Below are 18,598 nucleotides of genomic sequence, written 5' to 3'. Positions count from 1 at the left end.
GCGGATGGTCTGCGAGCAGCAAGCGGCGCGCTACTCGGACGTGTTCGTGGTGCGCGAGTTCCGTGCCGTGTTCGCGGCTCAGCTGCTGTCGGTGATCGGGGACCAGTTCGCCCGGGTGGCGCTGTCGGTGCTGGTGTTCAACCGCACGGGATCGCCGGGCCTGACCGCGCTGGCCTACGCGCTGACGTACCTGCCGGACCTGTTCGCGGGGCCGCTGCTGGCGGGCATCGCGGACCGCTACCCCCGCCGCACGGTGATGGTGGCGACGGACCTGGCCCGCGCGGTCCTGGTGGCCCTGATGGCGCTGCCGGGAGTGCCGTTCCCGCTGGTCTGCGCGCTGCTGGTGGGGGTGCACGCGCTGGGGGCGCCGTTCAGCGCGGCGAGGGCGGCGACGCTCGCGTCGATCCTCACCGGCGACCGCTACGTGCTGGGCACGGGCGCGGCGGACATGGTCGACCAACTGGCCCAGGTGCTGGGCTTCGTGGTCGGCGGCCTGGTGATCGTGGGCATGGGGCCGGACCGCGGCCTCCAGATCGACGCGGCGACGTTCCTGGTGTCGGCGGTGATCGTGCGGCTCGGCGTGCACGACCGCCCGGTGCCGGCGTTCCCGACGGTGCGCGACCCGGTGCAGCCGTGGTGGCCCTCGCTGGTGTCCGGCGCGGTGACGGTGTGGACGACGCCCAAGCTGCGGGCCCTGGTGATGCTGGCCTGCGTCGCCGGTTTCTACGTGACGATCGAGGCGCTGGCCGTCCCGTACGCGATGGACGTCATGGGCTCGGAGGGCGCGGTCGGCCTGCTGCTGGCGGCCGGCCCGGCCGGCACGATCGTGGGGATGTGGGCGATCAGCCGGCTGCTGCCCGGCCGACGCCTGCAACTGCTCGGCCCGCTGGCCGTCGCGGCGTGCCTTCCGTTGGTGCTCAGCGCTTTCCGGCCGTCCGTGCCGGTGATGGTTGCCCTTCTTGTCGTGTCCGGCATCGGCTCCGCGTATCACATGGTGGCCCGGTCGGCGTTCGTGCAGTCGGTGCCCGATCACGGCCGTGGCCAGGCGTTCGGGCTCGCGGTGACGGCGCTGCGCACGGCTCAGGGCACCGGCCTACTGCTCGCGGGCGTGTGCGCGGAGACCTTCGGCGCGCCGGCGGTGTTGTCCGGTGCCGGCATCACCGGCACACTGGTCGCGGCGGCGGCGAGCCTGACCTGGTACCAGGCTCGCCGTCGCCCGCGATAGTCCTCACCAGTTGTTGGCATCGTCCGACACGATGGAATTCCCTTCTGCCGCTGGGAAATCGTCTCCCGTTGCTACGCGTGACGCGGCGGTGACGGTTCACCGCGATGATGGGTCGCATGCCGCCGATCATCGACGCACCGTGCCCGCAGCTGGTCCCCGGCGACCCGGGCTACGACGACGCACGCCGGGTGTGGAACGGGGAGATCGACCGCAAGCCCGCGGTCATCGCCAAGGTCACCGGGCCCGCCGATGTGGCGGCCTGCCTTGCGTACGCCCGGTCCAACGGCCTTGACGTCACGGTCCGTGGCGGCGGGCACAACCTGGGCGGCGCGGCCGTCGCCGACGGGGCGGTGATGATCGATCTGAGCGGTCTGCGGACCGTGCACGTCGATCCCGAGACCCGGACCGCGCGGGCCGGCGGCGGGGCGCTCAACATGGACCTCGACGCCGCCACCCAGGCCCACGGCCTCGCCGTGCCGGCCGGGACGTACGCCGACACCGGCATCGGCGGGCTCACCCTCGGCGGCGGTTTCGGCTGGCTGACCGCCAGGCACGGCCTGGCCATCGACAATCTCATCTCCGCCGAGGTCGTGCTGGCCGACGGCCGGGTCGTCCGGGCATCGGCCGACTCGCACCCTGACCTGTTCTGGGCGCTGCGGGGCGGCGGCGGGAACTTCGGTGTCGTCACCGAGTTCGAGTACCGGCTGCACCCCGTCGGCCCGCTGGTGGACGCCGGCTTCTTCTTCTGGGAGCTCGACCGCGGCGTCGAGGCGCTGCGCCTGGTCCGCGAGCTGACGCCCACCCTCGGCGACACCGGTCTCATGATCGTCGGCATGACCGCCCCGCCGGCTCCGTTCGTGCCCGAGGAGCACCACGGCAAGCTCGGCTACGGCCTCATCCTGGCCGGCTTCGACGGCACCGAGGCCTTCGCCGCCTTGGCCAAGCGCGTCCGCGACGCCTTGCCGCCCCTGTTCGACATGGTGACTCCCCTGCCGTACACCGCTTTGCAGCACATGCAGGACGGCATCGGCTTCCGTGGCAACTTCGCCTACGAGAAGGCCGTCTACGCCGACGACCTCAGCGACGAGATCATCGACGTGTTGGTGAAGACCTTGCCCGGCAAGGCTTCTCCCATGACCGCCACCCCCACCGTGCTGTTGGACGGCGCCTACGCCGACGTTTCCGAGCACTCCACCGCTTTCGGCGGTCCCCGCCGCCGCGTCTTCGCCGTCGGCCTCACCGCCATCTGTCCCGTGCCCGAGCTCCTGGCCCCCGACCGGGCGTGGGTCCAGTCCGTCTGGGAGCAGCTGGTGCCCTTCGCCAACAACACCGGCAGCTACGTGAACTTCATGGCCGACTACGAGGCCGACCGCGTCAAGGTCTCCTACGGCCCGGCCAAGTACGCCACCCTGGCCCGCATCAAGGCCGCCTACGACCCCGACAACGTCTTCCGCCACAACGGCAACATCAAACCCGCGGTCGGCTGACTCACGCCGCGAACACTTGTTCCGTGCCGAATGCGATGTGCACCCGGCAAGTCGTGATCCATTTCACCACCGAGCAAACCTTTGCCCCCAAGACAAGTACCCGCGAGCCCGCTGTCCACATCGGCTCGCCGCTACCCCGTGTCCGGCTCGGCCCGCCCCTGCTTCGCACGGTTGCTGGATTTTTCGAGGGCCGCTACCGACGCGCCCCACCAATAAACCGGATGCGGCCCTCGAAAAATCCAGCAAGGGCGAGGCAGGGGCTTAAAGGGGCCGAGCCCCCGCGCGGAACGCGCGGCATAAGCACAGTAGCCTTCGGCGCGTGCCTGCCAACTCACCACCGGGCAAGGTCGCGACCGCCCCGCCCCGCCCGTCCAAGATCGAGCCGACCGCGCCCGCGCGGCTGGCCGAGGAGATCGGCGCGCGGCTGGTGCACGCCGACGCCGCGAGCCCCGTCACGGGAGTGACGCTGCGCGCCCAACACGTGCGGAGAGGCGACCTGTTCGCGGCGCTGCCGGGGGCGAGGGCGCACGGGGCGGACTTCGCGCACCAAGCGCTGGAAGCGGGCGCGGTGGCGGTGATGACGGACCCGGCGGGTGCGGAGCGGGAGTCGCTGAAAGGCGTCCCGGTGCTGGTGCACGACGACCCCCGCGGGGTGCTCGGTGCGGCGGCGGCGCAGGTGTACGGCAACCCCTCGCAACGGCTGAAGGTGCTGGGCGTGACGGGGACGTCGGGCAAGACGACCACGACGTACATGCTGGAAGCGGGCCTGGCGGCGGCGGGACTGACGACGGGCCTGGTCGGCGGCGTGGAGATGCGTATCGCCGGTGAGCGGATCGAGAGTGCGCTGACCACGCCGGAGGCCCCGGACCTCCAGGCGCTGTTCGCGGTGATGCTGGAGCAGGGCGTCACGCACGTGCCGATGGAGGTCTCCAGCCACGCCCTGGCCCTGGGCCGTGTGGGCGGCACGCACTACGCGGCCGGCGCCTTCACCAACCTCTCGCAGGACCACCTGGACTTCCACCCGGACATGGAGGACTACTTCCGCACGAAGGCGCAGCTGTTCGACGGCCGCGCCGACGTCGAGGTGGTCTGCACGGACACGCCATGGGGCGACCGGCTGGTCAAGCCGACGACGATCACCGTCTCCACGGCCCACGAGGCGACCTGGACGGCCACCGACATCGTGGTGTCCAAGTCCGGCTCGCAGACGTTCTACGCGCACGGCCACGGCCGCAAGCTGCCGGTGGAGATCCTGCTGGCCGGCTCGTACAACGTGGCCAACGCGCTGACGGCGATCGCGGTGCTGGACACCGTCGGCGTCGACGAGAAGGCCGTCGTGGCCGGCCTGGCCAAGGTGCAGGTGCCGGGCCGGATGGAACGGGTCGACCTCGGCCAGGACTTCACCGCGGTCGTGGACTACTCGCACAAGCCGGCCGCGGTGGCGCTGGCGCTGGACGCGGTACGGGCCCGCGCCGACGGCCGCGTCATCGTGGTGCTGGGCTGTGGCGGCGACCGCGACGCGGCCAAGCGCCCGCTGATGGGCGAGGCGGCGGCGGTCCGCGCCGACCTGACGATCGTCACAGACGACAACCCCCGCAGCGAGAACGCGTCTGACATCAGGGCGCAGATGCTCGCGGGCGTGCCGGCCGACCGACGCGACACGGTGGTGGAGATCGCCGACCGCCGGGAGGCCATCCGGTACGCCGTGGGCCACGCCCGCACCGGCGACGTGGTTGTCGTCGCCGGCAAGGGACATGAGACCGGCCAGGAGGTCGCAGGAGTGATCCACCCGTTCTCCGATCGGGACGAGCTGACCGCGGCGATCGAGGCCGCCCGGTGATCGAACTGACCCTGCGCGAGATCGCCGACGCGGTCGGCGGCCGCCTGCACAACGCCACCGGCGACGAACTGGTCACCGGTTCCGTCGAGTTCGACACCCGCAAGATCGAAAACGGCTCGCTGTTCGTGGCGCTGCCGGGCGAGCGCGTCGACGGCCACGACTTCGCGGCCAAGGCCGTCGACCAGGGCGCGGCCGCGGTGCTCGCGGCCCGCGAGGTCGACGCCCCGGCGGTGATCGTGCCGCCGGTGACCGACGCGCACTCCCGCTCGGTCGCGCTGACCGGCGACAAGGACGGCAGCGGCGCGGCCGTGCTGGCCGGCCTGGCCAAGCTGGCCCGCCACGTGGTGGACCGGCTGCCCGAGCTCACGGTCGTCGGCGTCACCGGCTCGTCCGGCAAGACCTCGACCAAGGACCTGATCGCCCAGGTGCTGGCCCCGCTGGGCGCCACCGTCGCGCCGCCCGGCTCGTTCAACAACGAGCTCGGCCACCCGTGGACGGTGCTGCGTGCGGACCGCGACACCCGGCACCTGGTGCTGGAGCTGTCCGCCCGCGGCCCGGGCCACATCGCGCACCTGTGCGAGGTGGCGCCGCCCCGCATCGGCGTCGTGCTCAACGTCGGGAGCGCTCACCTCGGCGAGTTCGGCTCCCGCGAGGGCATCGCCCAGACCAAGGGCGAGCTGGTCGAGGCCCTGCCCGAGGACGGCTTGGCCGTGCTCAACGCCGACGATCCGCTGGTCGCCGCCATGGCCAGCCGGACGAAGGCCCGGGTCGTCTTCGTCGGCGAGGACGAGAAGGCCGAGATCCGGGCCACCGACATCGTCCTCGACGAGCAGGCCCGGGCGACGTTCCACCTGGTCACGCCGCAGGGCGAGGCCGATGTGACGCTGGGCGTGCACGGGGCCCACCAGGTCGGCAACGCCCTGTCGGCCGTCGCGGTGGCGCTGGAGCTGGGCGCGACCGTCGAGCAGATCGCGCAGTGGCTGGGCAACGCGCAGCGGGTCTCCGAGCGTCGCATGGACGTGCGAACCCGTGCGGACGGCGTGACGGTCGTCAACGACGCCTACAACGCGAACCCCGAATCGGTGCGCGCGGCGCTGAAGAGCCTGGCCTCGATGGCCAGGGCCGGCGCGCAGCCGCGGCGCTCCTGGGCGGTGCTGGGCATGATGGGCGAGCTCGGCGACTCCCACGTCAGCGCGCACGACGAGATCGGGCGGCTGGCCGTGCGGCTGGACATCAGCCGGCTGGTCGTGGTCGGCGACGCGGCCCGGCCGATGCACCAGGGCGCCCATCTGGAAGGCTCGTGGGGCGAGGAGTCCGTGCTGGTGCCGGACGTCGCCGCGGCCGTTGCCCTGCTGCGTGACGAACTGCAACCCGGTGACGTCGTGCTGGTCAAGGCGTCCAAGTCCGAGGCCCTGTGGCGGGTCGCCGAGGAGCTGCTCAACACATGAAGAACATCCTGGTCGCGGCCGCCGTCGCGCTGGTCGTGTCCATCCTGCTCACGCCGTACCTGATCCGGGTGTTCTCCCGGCAGGGCTTCGGCCAGGAGATCCGTGAGGAGGGCCCGGACAGCCACAAGAAGAAGCGCGGCACGCCCACCATGGGCGGTGTCGCCATCCTGGTGGCGATGTGGGCCGGCTACCTGGTCTCCCACCTGTACAGCTACATGGCCAAGGGCCCGACCCAGGCCGACGTGCCGATCAGCATCACCGGCCTGCTCATCCTGTTCCTGACCTCGGCGCTGGGCCTGGTCGGCTTCCTGGACGACTTCATCAAGATCCGCAAGCAGCGCAACCTCGGCCTCAACGCCACGGCCAAGCTGGTCGGCCAGTTCGTCGCCACCATCACCTTCGCGCTGCTGGCCATCCAGTTCGCCAACCGCGACGGCATCTCGCCGGCCTCGGTGAACCTGTCCTTCGTGCGGGACATCTCGGTGATCTCGTTCGGCACCATCGGCTTCATCGTCTTCTGCTACGGCGTGGTCAGCGCCTGGTCCAACGCGGTCAACCTGACCGACGGCGCGGACGGCCTGGCCGCCGGCTCCTCGGCCATGGTGCTGGGCTCGTACGTGATCATCTCGTTCTGGCAGTTCCGCTACAACTGCGGCACGGTGTCCACCCTCGGCTGCTACATCGTGCGCGACCCGCTGGACGTGGCCCTGGTCGCCGCGTCGGCGATGGCCGGCTGCATCGGCTTCCTGTGGTGGAACGCCGCCCCGGCCAAGATCTTCATGGGCGACACCGGCTCGCTGGCCCTCGGCGGCCTGGTCGCCGGCCTGTCCATGGTCACCCGCACCGAGCTGCTGATGATCATCATCGGCGGCCTGTTCGTGGTCGAGGTGGTCTCGGTCTCGAGCCAGATCGCGGTCTTCCGCACGACCCGGCGACGCCTGTTCCGGATGGCCCCGTTCCACCACCACTTCGAACTCGCCGGGTGGGCCGAAACCACGGTGATCATCCGGTTCTGGCTGCTCGCCGGGATCTGCTGCATGTTCGGCCTCGGCCTGTTCTACAGCGACTGGCTGAGCCTGAGTGGCTGACGGCATGCGGGTTCTGGTCGCGGGGGCCGGCGTCACCGGCCCCTCGGTGGTCCGCGCGCTGCTGCGGGACGGCGCGCGGGTCACGGTCACCGACGGCAACGCCGAACGGCTGGCCAAGCTGGCCCAGGATGGTGTTGAACTCATCGTCGGCCTGACCGAGCCGCCGGCCGGCACCGACCTCGTGGTCACCGCGCCGGGCTGGAAGCCGACCGCGCCGCTGCTGGTCGCGGCGGCCGAGGCCGGCATCGAGGTCATCGGCGACGTGGAGCTGGCCTGGCGGCTCTGCCAGCGGATGGACACGCCGCCGGCCTGGCTGGTCGTGACCGGCACCAACGGCAAGACCACCACCGTCGGCATGCTGGAGTCGATCCTGCTCGCCGCCGGCCTGGACGCCGTGGCCTGCGGCAACATCGGCCTGCCGGTGCTGGAGGCGTTGGAGCGCGAGCCGCGGGTGCTTGCGGTGGAGCTGTCCAGCTTCCAGCTGCACTGGGCGCCGTCGGTGCGTCCGGACGCGGGGGCGCTGCTCAACATCGCCGAGGACCACCTGGACTGGCACGGCTCGCTGGAGGCATACGCCCAGGCCAAGGCCCGGGTGTTCACCGGTGCGGTGGCCATCGGCGGCGTCGACGACCCGTACGTGGCCAAGCTGCTGATCAACGCCCCGGCCCCGCGCAAGGTCGGCGTCACCCTGGACGAGCCGATCGAGGACCAGCTCGGCCTGGAGAACGGCAAGCTGGTCGACCGCGCCTTCGGCGACGAGGCGCTCGTCGACGCCGCCGACGTCACCCCCGGCGGCCCGCCCGGTCTGACCGACGCCCTGGTGGCGGCGGCCGTGGCCCGGGCCTACGGCGTGCCGGCGCAGGCGGTGGCCGACGGCCTCAAGGCCTACCAACCCGCGGCGCACCGCGCGGCCGTGGTGGCCGCGCACGACGGCATCACCTACGTGAACGACTCCAAGGCGACCAACCCGCACGCGGCGGCGGCGTCCATCCGCGCCCACGACCGCGTGGTGTGGATCGCCGGCGGCCTGCTCAAGGGCGCCTCCGTGGACGACCTGGTGGCCGAGGCCGCGCCCCGGCTGGCCGGCGTGGTGCTGATCGGGCAGGACCGGGACGTGATCGCGGCCGCGCTGGCGCGACACGCGCCGGATGTCCCGGTGCGCCAGGTGGCCCCGGGAGACGATGACGCCATGACGAGGGTGGTTGAGCTGGCGGGCGCCCTGGCGCGTCCAGGCGATGTCGTGCTGCTGGCGCCGGCGGCGGCATCCATGGACATGTTCACCGACTACGGCCATCGGGGGCGAGCGTTCGCCGAGGCGGTGCTGACCCGCCTCGGGCTGTCGACATGACGACCACGACGGCCAAGACCAGGGCCAAGCGCGGCCGGGTCGGCGCGCTGCGGCAGGGCCTGACCGCGTGGCTGAGCCGGCCGCTGGCCTCGTTCCACCTGCTGCTGGCCGTGTTCGGCCTGCTCGCCGTGATCGGCCTCGTGATGGTGCTGTCCGCGTCGGCGGTGCAGGACGCGCAGAAGACCACGCTGTCCAGCTTCGGCAAGCCGCTGCTGCTGGACGGCCTCGGTCTGATCGGCTTCTACCTCGGGCTGCGCGTCCCGCTGCGCTGGCTGCGCCAGTTCAGCCCCACCCTGCTGCTGATCGCCGCCGGCCTGCTGGCCCTCGTGCTGACCCCGCTGGGCTCGGGCGCCAACGGCCGTGAGCACTCCTGGTTCACGCTCGGCTCGCTGTCCTTCCAGCCGGTCGAGCTGGCCAAGGTGGCGCTGGCGCTGTGGGGTGCGCACGTGCTCGTGACCAAGCGGGCGCTGCTGAGCCAGTACCGGCACCTGCTGGTGCCGCTGGTGCCGGTGTCCATGGTGCTGTTCGCGCTGATCATGTTGCAGCCCGACCTCGGCAGCACGGTGAGCCTGGGCATCGTGCTACTGGCCCTGCTCTGGTACGTCGGCGCGCCGATGCGCATGTTCGCCGTGGTGCTGGGCAGCGCCGCCGCCGCCGTGATCGTGTCGTCCATCGGCAGCGGCTACCGCAACGACCGCCTGTCCGTCTTCCTCAACCCCGGCTCGGACCCGCTCGGCGCCGGCCAGCAGCCGCTGCAGGCGCTGTACGCGCTGGCCGACGGCGGCCTGTTCGGCCGCGGCCTCGGCCAGGGCGCGGCCAAGTTCGACTACCTGTCCAACGTCCAGAACGACTTCATCTTCGCCCTCATCGGCGAGGAGCTGGGCTTCATCGGCGCGCTCGTGGTGCTCGGGCTGTTCGCCATGCTGGCCGTGGTCGGCCTGCGGATCGCCGCCCGCAACACCGACCCGTGGATCCGGCTGGTGGCCTCCGCGCTGACCGCGTGGGTGGTCGGCCAGGCCGCCATCAACGTCGGCTACGTGATCGGGTTGCTTCCCGTCACGGGTATCACACTGCCGCTCATTTCTGCGGGTGGCACGTCGATCGTGATAACCATGATGGCGTTCGGGATTCTCGCCAACTGCGCTCGCAACGAGCCGGACGCGGTGGCGGCGCTGCGCTCGCTCGGCCCCGGCCGGGTCGGCGGTCTGCTGCGTCTGCCGGCGCCCGAGCCGTACCGGCCGCCTGCCCGGCGCAAGCCGGTGCGACCATCGACACCGCCGCGTGGTGCGGCGCGCACCGGTGGCAGCCGGGCCGCCGCGCCCTCGCCCGAGGAGCGGCGACGGGTGCACCGCTCTGCGCCGCCGACCGAGTACCGGCGGCGTAGCGCCTGGCGCTCCGGCCACGGACGTTCGACAGAAGGAGGACGGCGTTGACCGCCCCAGACCGGATGGGCCCCTGCGTTGTCGTCGCGGGCGGCGGGACCGCCGGCCACATCGAGCCGGCGCTGGCCCTGGCCGACGCCGTGATGCGGGCCCGGCCCGACGCCCGGGTGGTCGCGCTGGGCACCGCGCGCGGCCTGGAGAGCAAGATCGTGCCGGCCCGCGGCTACCAGCTGGAGATGATCCCGCCGGTGCCGATGCCCCGTAAGCCCTCGCCCGACCTGCTCAAGCTGCCGCTGAAGGTGCGGGAGTCGATCAAGCAGACCAAGGCCGTGCTGGACCGGGTCGGCGCGGACGTGGTCGTCGGCTTCGGCGGCTACGTGTCGCTGCCGGCCTACCTCGCCGCCCGCGGCAAGGTGCCGATCGTCGTGCACGAGGCCAACGCGCGGGCCGGCCTGGCCAACAAGGTCGGCGCGAAGTTCGCCGAGAAGGTGGCCGCCGCCGTGCCGGGCTCGGGTCTGCCCGACGCCCAGGTGATCGGCATCCCGCTGCGGCACTCCATCACGTCCATGGACCGCGCCTCGCTGCGCGCCCAGGCCCGCCAGTACTTCGGTCTGCACCCGACCGCCCCGGTGCTGTTCGTGTCCGGCGGCTCGCAGGGCGCGCGGTCGCTGAACGACGCGGTGTCCAATGCCGCCGCCATGTTCGCCCGTGCCGGCGTCGGCGTGCTGCACGCCCACGGCCCCAAGAACTCCCTTGTGGTGCAGGACGTTCCCGGCGCGCCGCCGTATGTGGCCGTGCCGTACGTGGAGCGGATGGACCTGGCCTACGCCGCCGCTGACCTGATGCTGTGCCGCTCCGGCGCGATGACCGTGGCCGAGGTGTCGGCGGTCGGGCTGCCGGCGGTGTTCGTGCCGCTGCCGCACGGCAACGGCGAGCAGGCGCTGAATGCGCAGCCCATCGTCGAGGCCGGCGGCGGGCTGCTGATCCCTGACGCGGAGCTCACGCCCGAGCGGGTCGTGGACGAGGTGCTGCCGCTAGTCGGCGACCGCACGCGACTGGCCGTGATGAGCAACGCCGCCCGGTCCGGTGGTCACCGGGTGGCGGCCGACGTGTTGGCCCAGATGGTTCTCTCGGTGGTGAACAAGTGATTCCGCCCATCCACTTCGTCGGCATCGGTGGCGCCGGCATGAGCGGCATCGCCCGCATCCTGCTGGCCCGTGGCGTCGAGGTGTCCGGTTCGGACGCCAAGGACTCGCGCACCGTGCTCGCCCTGCGGGCGCAAGGCGCGCGTATCGAGCTCGGGCACGCCGCTTCGCATCTCGGTGACGCCAAGACGCTCGTGATCTCCACGGCCATCAAGCCTGACAACCCCGAGTTGGTCGAGGCCAAGGCGCGTGGCATCACCGTGCTGCACCGGTCGCAGGCGTTGGCGTCGTTGATGGTCGGCCGCCGCGCTGCCTGCATCGCCGGCACGCACGGCAAGACGTCCACGACGTCGATGCTCACGGTGGCGTTGCAGCACTGCGGCGTCGACCCGTCGTTCGCGATCGGTGGCGATCTCAACGAGTCCGGGGCCAACGCGCACCACGGCACCGGCGACATCTTCGTGGCCGAGGCCGACGAGAGCGACGGCTCCTTCCTGGTCTTCGAGCCGTCGGTCGCCGTGGTCACCAACGTGGAGGCCGATCACCTCGACCACCACGGCACCGTCGAGGCGTACGTCGGCGTGTTCGACGCCTTCGTGCAGCGCATCGAGCCCGACGGCGTGTTGATCGCCTGCTCCGACGACGCCGGTTCGGCCGCGCTGGCCGACCGGGCGGAGAAGCTCGGCGTGCGGGTCCTGCGCTACGGCGCCGACGGCCCCGACGCTCGGATCCTGTCGTACACGCCGGTCGACACCGGTGGCCTTGCCGTGGTGGAGATCGGCGGCCAGCAGGTCGAGGTGCGGACCGCGGTGCCCGGTTCCCACATGGCGTCCAACGCCGTCGCGGCACTGTTGGCCGGCCTCGAACTCGGTGCCCCGCTTGAGGGTTTGCTGGCCGGACTGGCCGCCTTCGGCGGTGTGCGGCGTCGGTTCGAGTTCAAGGGCGTCGCCGGCGGCGTTCGCCTGTACGACGACTACGCCCATCACCCCACCGAGGTCGCCGCCGCGTTGAAGGCCGCCCGCCCCGTCGCCGGTGACGGCCGGATGCTGGTGATCTTCCAGCCGCACCTGTACTCGCGGACCCGGGAGTTCTCGACCCAGTTCGGCGCGGCGCTGGCCTTGGCCGATGAGGTCATCGTGCTCGACGTCTACGGGGCCCGTGAGGACCCCATGCCCGGCGTCACCGGGGCCCTCGTCGCCGACGCGGTGACCTTGCCCGAGGGGGCCGTGCACTACGAGCCGTCCTTCGACCGGGTGCCCGGCCTGGTCGCCGGTCTGGTCAAGCCCGGCGACCTGGTGCTCACCATGGGCGCCGGCGACGTGACCATGCTCGGTCCCGAGATCATCGCCGCGCTATGACCGAGGACGACCCGGCCCGCCGCCGCCCCGCCGATTCCGACGGGGCGAGTTCGGCGCGCGGCTCGGACCGCGCCGGCTCCGGCGAGTCCCGTTCGGACCGCGCGGGCTCGGGTCGTTCCGCTTCGGATCGGTCGGCCTCTGATCGTGCGGGTTCGGCGCGGCCGGGCTCCGACCGTGCCGTGTCGGGCCGGGTCGGGTCGGGCTCCGCCCGACCCGGGCGTGGCGGCGATCGCCCGGACCGCGGCGATCGTGGTGACCGTGCCGACCGCTCGGACCGTGGCGGGGAGCGGTCCGTGCGTGGTCGTCGCACCAGCGGCGAGCGCGTCGTCTCCGACCGGGGCCGCCGGGTCTCCGATCGCGGCCGGCTGCGTCGCCGTGGCGCGCAGCGGGGGCGCATCATCCGCCGCCGCGTCATCGCCCTGACCCTGGTCATCGGCACCCTCGGCCTGCTCTACGGCGTCTACTTCACGCCGCTGCTCGGCGTCCGCTCGGTCGAGGTGCTCGGCACCAAAGACCTGACCAAGCCCCAGGTTCTCGACGCGGCGGCGGTGCCGTCGGGCAACCCGATGCTGACGATCAACCTGGCCGCCATCCGCGACCGGGTGGCGGCGCTCAACCGGGTCGCCTCGGTCAACGTCTCCCGGTCCTGGCCGGCCACGGTCCGCATCGACGTCGCCGAGCGGGTGGCCGTCGGCGTGATCAAGACCCCGACCGGCGCGCATCTGGTCGACCACACGGCCAAGGACTTCGCCACGGTCGCCTCGGCGCCGGCCGGCCTGCCCGAGCTCCAGCTGACCAGCTCCGCCGCCGATGACCCGACCGCCGTCGCCGTCGTCCAGGTGCTGATGGCGGTGCCGGACAAGATCCGGGCCGAAGTGCTGTCGGTGTCGGCGAAGTCGCCGAACTCGGTCGTGCTGTCGCTGTCGGCCGGCCGACAGGTCCGGTGGGGCGGCGTCGCCGACTCCACCCGCAAGGCCGGCGTCCTCACCGCCCTGATGACCCAGCCCGGCAAGGTGTACGACGTCTCCAGCCCGCAGCTGGCGACGATCTCCAACCCCTGACCCCGGCGAGTCCCGCCCACAGTCACACCGAACACCGGAAACCGATTCACACTTTCGCCCTGACGCTAGGCGGGACTCGCGGGGGTCCATCCTGTCTTCAGACCGGCCCCGGACAACGGAACCACGACCTCGCCCCAGGCCCCGTAGCTCGCCCGCGCGGCCGCCCAGCACACGGCGGCGGTGTCCTCCACGTACCACCCGCGCCGGGCCAGTTCCGACCGGCCGGCCAGCACCTGCTCCTCGGTCACGGTCACGATCTCGTCCACCGCGGCGAGAATCTCGGCCCCACGGGCCGGCGCGGCGATGGCGATGCCCTCGGCGATGGTCGGCGACGACTCGACGGCCAGCGGCTTCGCCGAGCCCGTGCGCCAAGCGGCAGCCAACGGTGCACAGTTCGCTGCCTGTACGGCCACGATTCGCGGGGCCGTCGGGATCAAGCCGGCGGCCAGCAACCCTGCCACCGCTCGGGTGACACCGAGGACCAGAGTCCCGTTCCCCACCGGCAGCACCAGAGTCTCGGGCAGCCGCCCGCCCAGCTGCTCCCACACCTCGAAGCCGTAGGTCGCGGTGCCGAGGTGGAACACCGGGTTGTAGACGTGGCTGGCGTAGAACGAATCGCCGGCCTCGACCGCCTCGATCGCCGCGGCGGCGGTCGCCTCCCGGTTGCCCGGCACCAGGTTCACGCTCGCCCCGTGCGCCCTGACCTGGGCGATCTTCTTCGGCGACGTCGAATCCGGCACGAAGATCTCGGCCGGCAGCCCGACCCGGGCGGCATAGGCCGCGACCGCCGTGCCGGCGTTGCCGCTGGAGTCGGCGATCACCTTTGACGCCCCGGCAGCCAACGCCTGCACGATCAGCAGCACCACCCCGCGGTCCTTGAACGACAGCGTCGGAGCGGCGTACTCGACCTTCACCGAGATGTCGTCGCCGGCGGACAGCAGTGGCGTGATTCCCTCACCGAGCGTGGCCGACCGCCAGAGCTCGGCCGGCACGCCGAGGGCCTCGGCATACCGCCAGGTCGTCAGCGGGCGGCCGGCCAGCTCGGCCGGCGGCACCGGGGCCGCGGGCGGCTCGGCCAGCCGCATCGGCACGCCGCAGCAGCGCCACGCCGGATCGGTGAACTCGAACTGTCGACCGCACTCGGGGCACACCCGCACCGGACCCGTCACGTCCCCACCGTACTGGCTACCCACCGTGACCGCGGCCGGGTTGGAGGTGATCTCCGTCCGAGACCCCGTCTCGCCGTATTCCACAAGTGGGGCGGCGATGTCCGGGAACTCACCCGACCTCGCCCCGCACCACACGGGTGACGGCCGCACAGACTACGCTCTGCATTGCGTGGTTCGGCGTGAACGCCGTACTCGGGGACATGCCTGAAAGAGGTGCGGCCGACGCTCGGCCGTCTAAGACCTGGGTCCGTGTTCGGCGTGGCTGCTGGACCGTCGCACCTGTGGTGCATACCGTCCACCCCAATGTCGGGGTTGACATAACTCGAAGCCTTTGGTTGAGGTCGAGAGTTTGACCGGAGCCTGGCCGGGGGCGGCCAGGACGGGAAGGTGACCACCGCAGGACGAGAGCTCGAGTACCACGATCAGGAAGGCGGATCCGATGACGCCCCCGCACAACTACCTCGCGGTGATCAAGGTCGTCGGCATCGGCGGCGGCGGCGTCAACGCCGTGAACCGCATGATCGAGGTCGGGCTCAAGGGCGTCGAGTTCATCGCGGTGAACACCGACGCCCAGGCGCTGCTGATGTCCGACGCCGACGTCAAGCTGGACATCGGCCGCGAGCTGACCCGCGGTCTCGGCGCCGGCGCCAACCCCGAGGTCGGGCACAAGGCCGCCGAGGACCACCGCGAGGAGATCGAGGAGGTCCTCAAGGGGGCCGACATGGTCTTCGTGACGGCCGGCGAGGGCGGCGGCACGGGCACCGGCGGCGCGCCGGTGGTCGCCTCCATCGCCCGCAAGCTCGGCGCGCTCACCATCGGTGTGGTCACGCGGCCGTTCAGCTTCGAGGGCAAGCGCCGCGCGAAGCAGGCCGAGGACGGCATCACGCAGCTGCGCAACGAGTGCGACACCCTGATCGTCATCCCCAACGACCGGCTGCTGCAGCTGGGCGACGTGGGCGTGAGCCTGATGGACGCCTTCCGCTCCGCGGACGAGGTGCTGCTGTCCGGTGTCCAGGGCATCACCGACCTGATCACCACGCCCGGTCTGATCAACCTGGACTTCGCCGACGTGAAGAGCGTCATGTCCGGGGCCGGCAGTGCCCTGATGGGCATCGGCTCCGCCCGCGGCGAGGGCCGGGCCGTGCAGGCGGCGCAGAAGGCGATCAACTCGCCGCTGCTCGAGGCGTCCATGGACGGCGCGCACGGCGTGCTGCTGGCCATCGCCGGCGGCTCCGACCTCGGCCTCTTCGAGATCAACGAGTCGGCGTCGCTGGTGCAGGAGGCGGCCCACCCGGACGCCAACATCATCTTCGGCACGGTGATCGACGACTCGCTCGGCGACGAGGTGCGGGTCACGGTGATCGCCGCCGGCTTCGACAGCGGCGGGCCCACCCACAAGAAGCTGGAGCCGACCGCGCTGACCTCGCCCCCGAGGTCGCCGACGGCCACCGCCGTCGCGGAGTCCGGGCAGCTCAGCGCTCCCCAGCCGCAGGCCCAGCCGGTCCAGCAGCACACGCCGCCGCCGGTCCAGCAGCACGTCGCGCCGCAGCCGTCCAACGGCTACACCGCCGTGCCGCCGCCCAGCAGCGGCTACCAGCCGCAGAGCACCATGGGCCAGGGTTCGATGGGCCAGGGCGGCCAGGGCAACTCCGGCCTGCCGCCGGTGAGCCGCCCCAGCTCGGGCAACGGCTACCCGGCCACGCCGGAGCGGCACGGCTCGCTGCCGTCCCGCGCGGTCCCGCTGCCCGAGGACCCCGACGACGAGGTCGACGTCCCCCCTTCATGCGCCGCTGACCCAACCTCACTTCTTGGCCACCTGAGTGGCTCACTTGGCCTCCACGGCCAAGTGAGCCACTCAGGTGCGTCACAAGGGCGACGGGGAGAATCAAGCCATGCGCGTTCGTCGAGTCGTCACGACCAGGGCCGGTGGCCGGTCCAAGGCCCCCTACGAGTCGTTCAACCTGGGTGATCACGTCGGTGACGACCCGGCGGCGGTGCGGGCCAACCGGGAGCGGCTGGCCACCGAGCTCGGCGTGGACCGGCTGGTGTGGATGGAGCAGGTGCACGGCCGGACCGTGACGACCGTGGACGGTCCGCTGGACGAACCGGCCGAGGCGACCGACGCCCTGGTCACCAACCGGCCGGGCCTGGCGCTGGTGGCGCTGGTCGCCGACTGCGTGCCGGTGCTGCTGGCCGACGCCGAGAACGGGGTGGTGGCCGCCGTGCACGCCGGCCGGGTCGGGGCCCGGGTGGGCGTGGTGCCGGCGGCCGTCGCGGCGATGGTCGAGGCCGGCGCCAAGGCCGAGCAGATCGAGGTGCTGCTGGGCCCGTCGGTGTGCGGCGAGTGCTACGAGGTCCCGGCGGCGATGCGGGACGACGTGGAGGCCCACCTGCCGGGCAGCGCGACCAAGTCCCGCAAGGGCACGCCCGCCCTCGACCTGCGGGCCGGGCTGTGGCGGCAGCTGGCCGGCCTCGGCGTGGCCCGGATCGGCGTCGACCCGCGCTGCACGGTCGAGGACAAGACCCTGTTCAGCCATCGGCGCGACGGTCAGACCGGCCGGCTGGCCGCCGTGACCTGGATCGACGCATGAGCCGTCGGGATCAGCTGGCCGAGGGCCTCGCCGCCGTCCGGGAGCAGATCGCCGACGCCTGCCGGGCCGCCGGCCGTAGCCCCGATGAGGTGAAACTGCTCGCCGTCACCAAGACGTTCCCGGCGTCCGACGCGATCTTGCTGGCGGACCTCGGCGTGACCGACTTCGCCGAGAACCGGGACCAGGAGGCCGCCCCGAAGGCGGCCGAGGTGGCGCTGGCCCTGCCCGAAACGTCCGTTCGGTGGCACATGGTGGGCCGGATGCAGCGCAACAAGGCTCGCTCGATCGTGGGATGGGCCGACGAGGTGCAGTCCGTTGACTCGCCCAGGCTGGCCGCTGCGCTCGCGAAGGCCGTCGCGGGGGCCCGGACCAGGGGACCCGGGCCGAGCCGCTCAGCGTGCTGATCCAGGCCAGCCTGGACGGTGACACCGAGCGCGGTGGCGTTGCGCTGTCGGGACTCCTGGAGCTGGCCGACGAGATAGGCCGTTCGAGTGAACTGATCTTGCGCGGTGTGATGGGAGTCGCACCATTGTCGATGGATCCAGCAGCGGCCTTCGAACTCCTGTCCAAGGCAGCAGCGAGGGTACGAGCCGATCATCCGACGGCCGTCGAGCTCTCCGCCGGCATGACGGGCGATCTAGCTGCGGCGATCGGACAGGGATCCACGTGCGTGCGTGTCGGAACGGGTTTGCTGGGGTACAGAGGGCTAGCCTCGCCGTAGGCGGTGGGGAACCCGGGCGCGTCGCCGCGCGTCCAGGTCGTCGGGGAGTCGCGGAGGAAGGGCTGGCATGAGTGCGCTTCAGAAGCTGAAGGCCTACTTCGGGATGGTGCCGGGCGACGACATGGACGGCTACGACGAGGACGGCCGCTACGTCGCCGACTACCGGGACGACTACGACGACCGCAACCGCGATGATCGTTCTGGCCGCGGCGACGACTACGATCGCTACTCGAGCGGTCGGCCACGCTCGGGCGGCAGCACGCTGTCGGCCCGCTCGTCCTACCGCGCCGACTACGACGAGGACGGCTACGAGCTGCCCGAGGACCGGCCCCGTGGCCGCCGCAGCTGGGCGACCGAGGCGCCGACCCACGGCGCGCTCGCGGTCGAGCCCAAGCACGAGCCGGTCACGCGACTGCGGCCGGCCCAGGATCCGGTGGCACACCCCTTGGCCAAGATCATCACCCTGCATCCGCGCAGCTACACCGAGGCGCGGACCATCGGCGAGCACTACCGGGACGGCACGCCGGTGATCATCAACCTGACCGACATGGACAACGCGGACGCCAAGCGGCTGGTCGACTTCGCCGCCGGGCTGGCCTTCGCGCTGCGCGGCAGCATGGACAAGGTCACCAACAAGGTGTTCCTTCTCTCACCGCCGAACACGGACGTGACGGCCGAGGACCGCAGGCGCCTCGCGGAGGGTGGCTTCCTCCCCAAGTCATGACGGATGGCACA

14 protein-coding genes and 1 pseudogene are annotated in these 18,598 nt (G+C 72.0%); 14 read left to right on the top strand and 1 reads right to left on the bottom strand.

What is annotated here, in order from left to right; all coding sequences use genetic code 11:
* The first annotated feature begins 4 nt into the window (after positions 1-4).
* The 10 genes from M3Q35_RS25315 to M3Q35_RS25270 all read left to right on the top strand — a co-directional run bounded on the left by M3Q35_RS25315 (position 5) and on the right by M3Q35_RS25270 (position 13,382).
* The gene (locus M3Q35_RS25315; protein WP_273935000.1) at positions 5-1,225 is read left to right on the top strand and encodes an MFS transporter; all 1,221 of its coding nucleotides are present in this window, start codon (positions 5-7) and stop codon (positions 1,223-1,225) included.
* 116 nt (positions 1,226-1,341) lie between these two features.
* Positions 1,342-2,712, top strand: a complete 1,371-nt coding sequence (locus tag M3Q35_RS25310) for an FAD-binding oxidoreductase (RefSeq protein ID WP_273934999.1) — start codon at positions 1,342-1,344, stop codon at positions 2,710-2,712.
* Positions 2,713-3,031: 319 nt separating this feature from the next.
* Entirely contained in the window at positions 3,032-4,552 is a 1,521-nt protein-coding gene (locus M3Q35_RS25305; protein WP_273934998.1) for a UDP-N-acetylmuramoyl-L-alanyl-D-glutamate--2,6-diaminopimelate ligase, read from the top strand.
* Entirely contained in the window at positions 4,549-6,000 is a 1,452-nt protein-coding gene (locus M3Q35_RS25300) for a UDP-N-acetylmuramoyl-tripeptide--D-alanyl-D-alanine ligase (RefSeq protein ID WP_273934996.1), read from the top strand. The genes M3Q35_RS25305 and M3Q35_RS25300 overlap by 4 nt, the downstream gene beginning before the upstream one ends.
* Positions 5,997-7,088, top strand: coding sequence for a phospho-N-acetylmuramoyl-pentapeptide-transferase (gene mraY / locus M3Q35_RS25295; protein ID WP_273934995.1), 1,092 nt, complete (start codon positions 5,997-5,999; stop codon positions 7,086-7,088). Before M3Q35_RS25300 ends, mraY begins: the two co-directional genes overlap by 4 nt.
* 4 nt (positions 7,089-7,092) lie before the next feature.
* Complete coding sequence (gene murD, locus M3Q35_RS25290) at positions 7,093-8,436, top strand: UDP-N-acetylmuramoyl-L-alanine--D-glutamate ligase (protein WP_273934994.1); 1,344 nt, start codon at positions 7,093-7,095, stop codon at positions 8,434-8,436.
* On the top strand, positions 8,433-9,869 hold the full coding sequence (locus M3Q35_RS25285; protein ID WP_273934993.1) for an FtsW/RodA/SpoVE family cell cycle protein: 1,437 nt from the start codon (positions 8,433-8,435) through the stop codon (positions 9,867-9,869). The genes murD and M3Q35_RS25285 overlap by 4 nt, the downstream gene beginning before the upstream one ends.
* Positions 9,870-9,883: 14 nt before the next feature.
* A complete protein-coding gene (murG, locus tag M3Q35_RS25280) occupies positions 9,884-10,966 on the top strand; it encodes an undecaprenyldiphospho-muramoylpentapeptide beta-N-acetylglucosaminyltransferase (RefSeq protein WP_273944458.1) in 1,083 nt (360 codons plus the stop codon).
* The gene (murC, locus tag M3Q35_RS25275) at positions 10,963-12,321 is read left to right on the top strand and encodes a UDP-N-acetylmuramate--L-alanine ligase (RefSeq protein ID WP_273934992.1); all 1,359 of its coding nucleotides are present in this window, start codon (positions 10,963-10,965) and stop codon (positions 12,319-12,321) included. Before murG ends, murC begins: the two co-directional genes overlap by 4 nt.
* Positions 12,322-12,614: 293 nt before the next feature.
* Positions 12,615-13,382, top strand: a complete 768-nt coding sequence (locus M3Q35_RS25270) for a cell division protein FtsQ/DivIB (protein WP_273934991.1) — start codon at positions 12,615-12,617, stop codon at positions 13,380-13,382.
* A 65-nt stretch (positions 13,383-13,447) separates the two neighbouring features.
* On the opposite strand, the gene M3Q35_RS25265 is transcribed toward M3Q35_RS25270, so the two are convergent.
* Positions 13,448-14,551 carry a pyridoxal-phosphate dependent enzyme gene (locus M3Q35_RS25265; RefSeq protein WP_273934990.1) on the bottom strand — a complete coding sequence of 368 codons (1,104 nt, stop codon included), beginning with the start codon at positions 14,549-14,551 and terminating at the stop codon, positions 13,448-13,450.
* A gap of 439 nt (positions 14,552-14,990) precedes the next feature.
* Here M3Q35_RS25265 and ftsZ point away from each other — a divergent pair, with 439 nt between their 5' ends.
* The 4 genes and pseudogenes from ftsZ (at position 14,991) to M3Q35_RS25245 (ending at position 18,587) form a co-directional block, all read left to right on the top strand.
* Positions 14,991-16,520: a cell division protein FtsZ gene (gene ftsZ / locus M3Q35_RS25260; RefSeq protein WP_273934989.1), complete on the top strand. Its 1,530-nt coding sequence runs from the start codon at positions 14,991-14,993 to the stop codon at positions 16,518-16,520.
* The gene (gene pgeF, locus M3Q35_RS25255; protein ID WP_273934988.1) at positions 16,444-17,142 is read left to right on the top strand and encodes a peptidoglycan editing factor PgeF; all 699 of its coding nucleotides are present in this window, start codon (positions 16,444-16,446) and stop codon (positions 17,140-17,142) included. Before ftsZ ends, pgeF begins: the two co-directional genes overlap by 77 nt.
* A pseudogene (locus tag M3Q35_RS25250) lies at positions 17,139-17,863 on the top strand (YggS family pyridoxal phosphate-dependent enzyme). The gene pgeF and the pseudogene M3Q35_RS25250 overlap by 4 nt, the downstream one beginning before the upstream one ends.
* 67 nt (positions 17,864-17,930) lie before the next feature.
* On the top strand, positions 17,931-18,587 hold the full coding sequence (locus M3Q35_RS25245; protein ID WP_273934987.1) for a cell division protein SepF: 657 nt from the start codon (positions 17,931-17,933) through the stop codon (positions 18,585-18,587).
* The last annotated feature ends 11 nt before the right edge of the window (positions 18,588-18,598 follow it).

This window comes from Kutzneria chonburiensis, assembly GCF_028622115.1.
Lineage (GTDB): Bacteria > Actinomycetota > Actinomycetes > Mycobacteriales > Pseudonocardiaceae > Kutzneria > Kutzneria chonburiensis.
The sequence above is the reverse complement of the archived record's forward strand: the minus strand, read 5'-3'. Positions and strand labels throughout refer to the sequence as shown.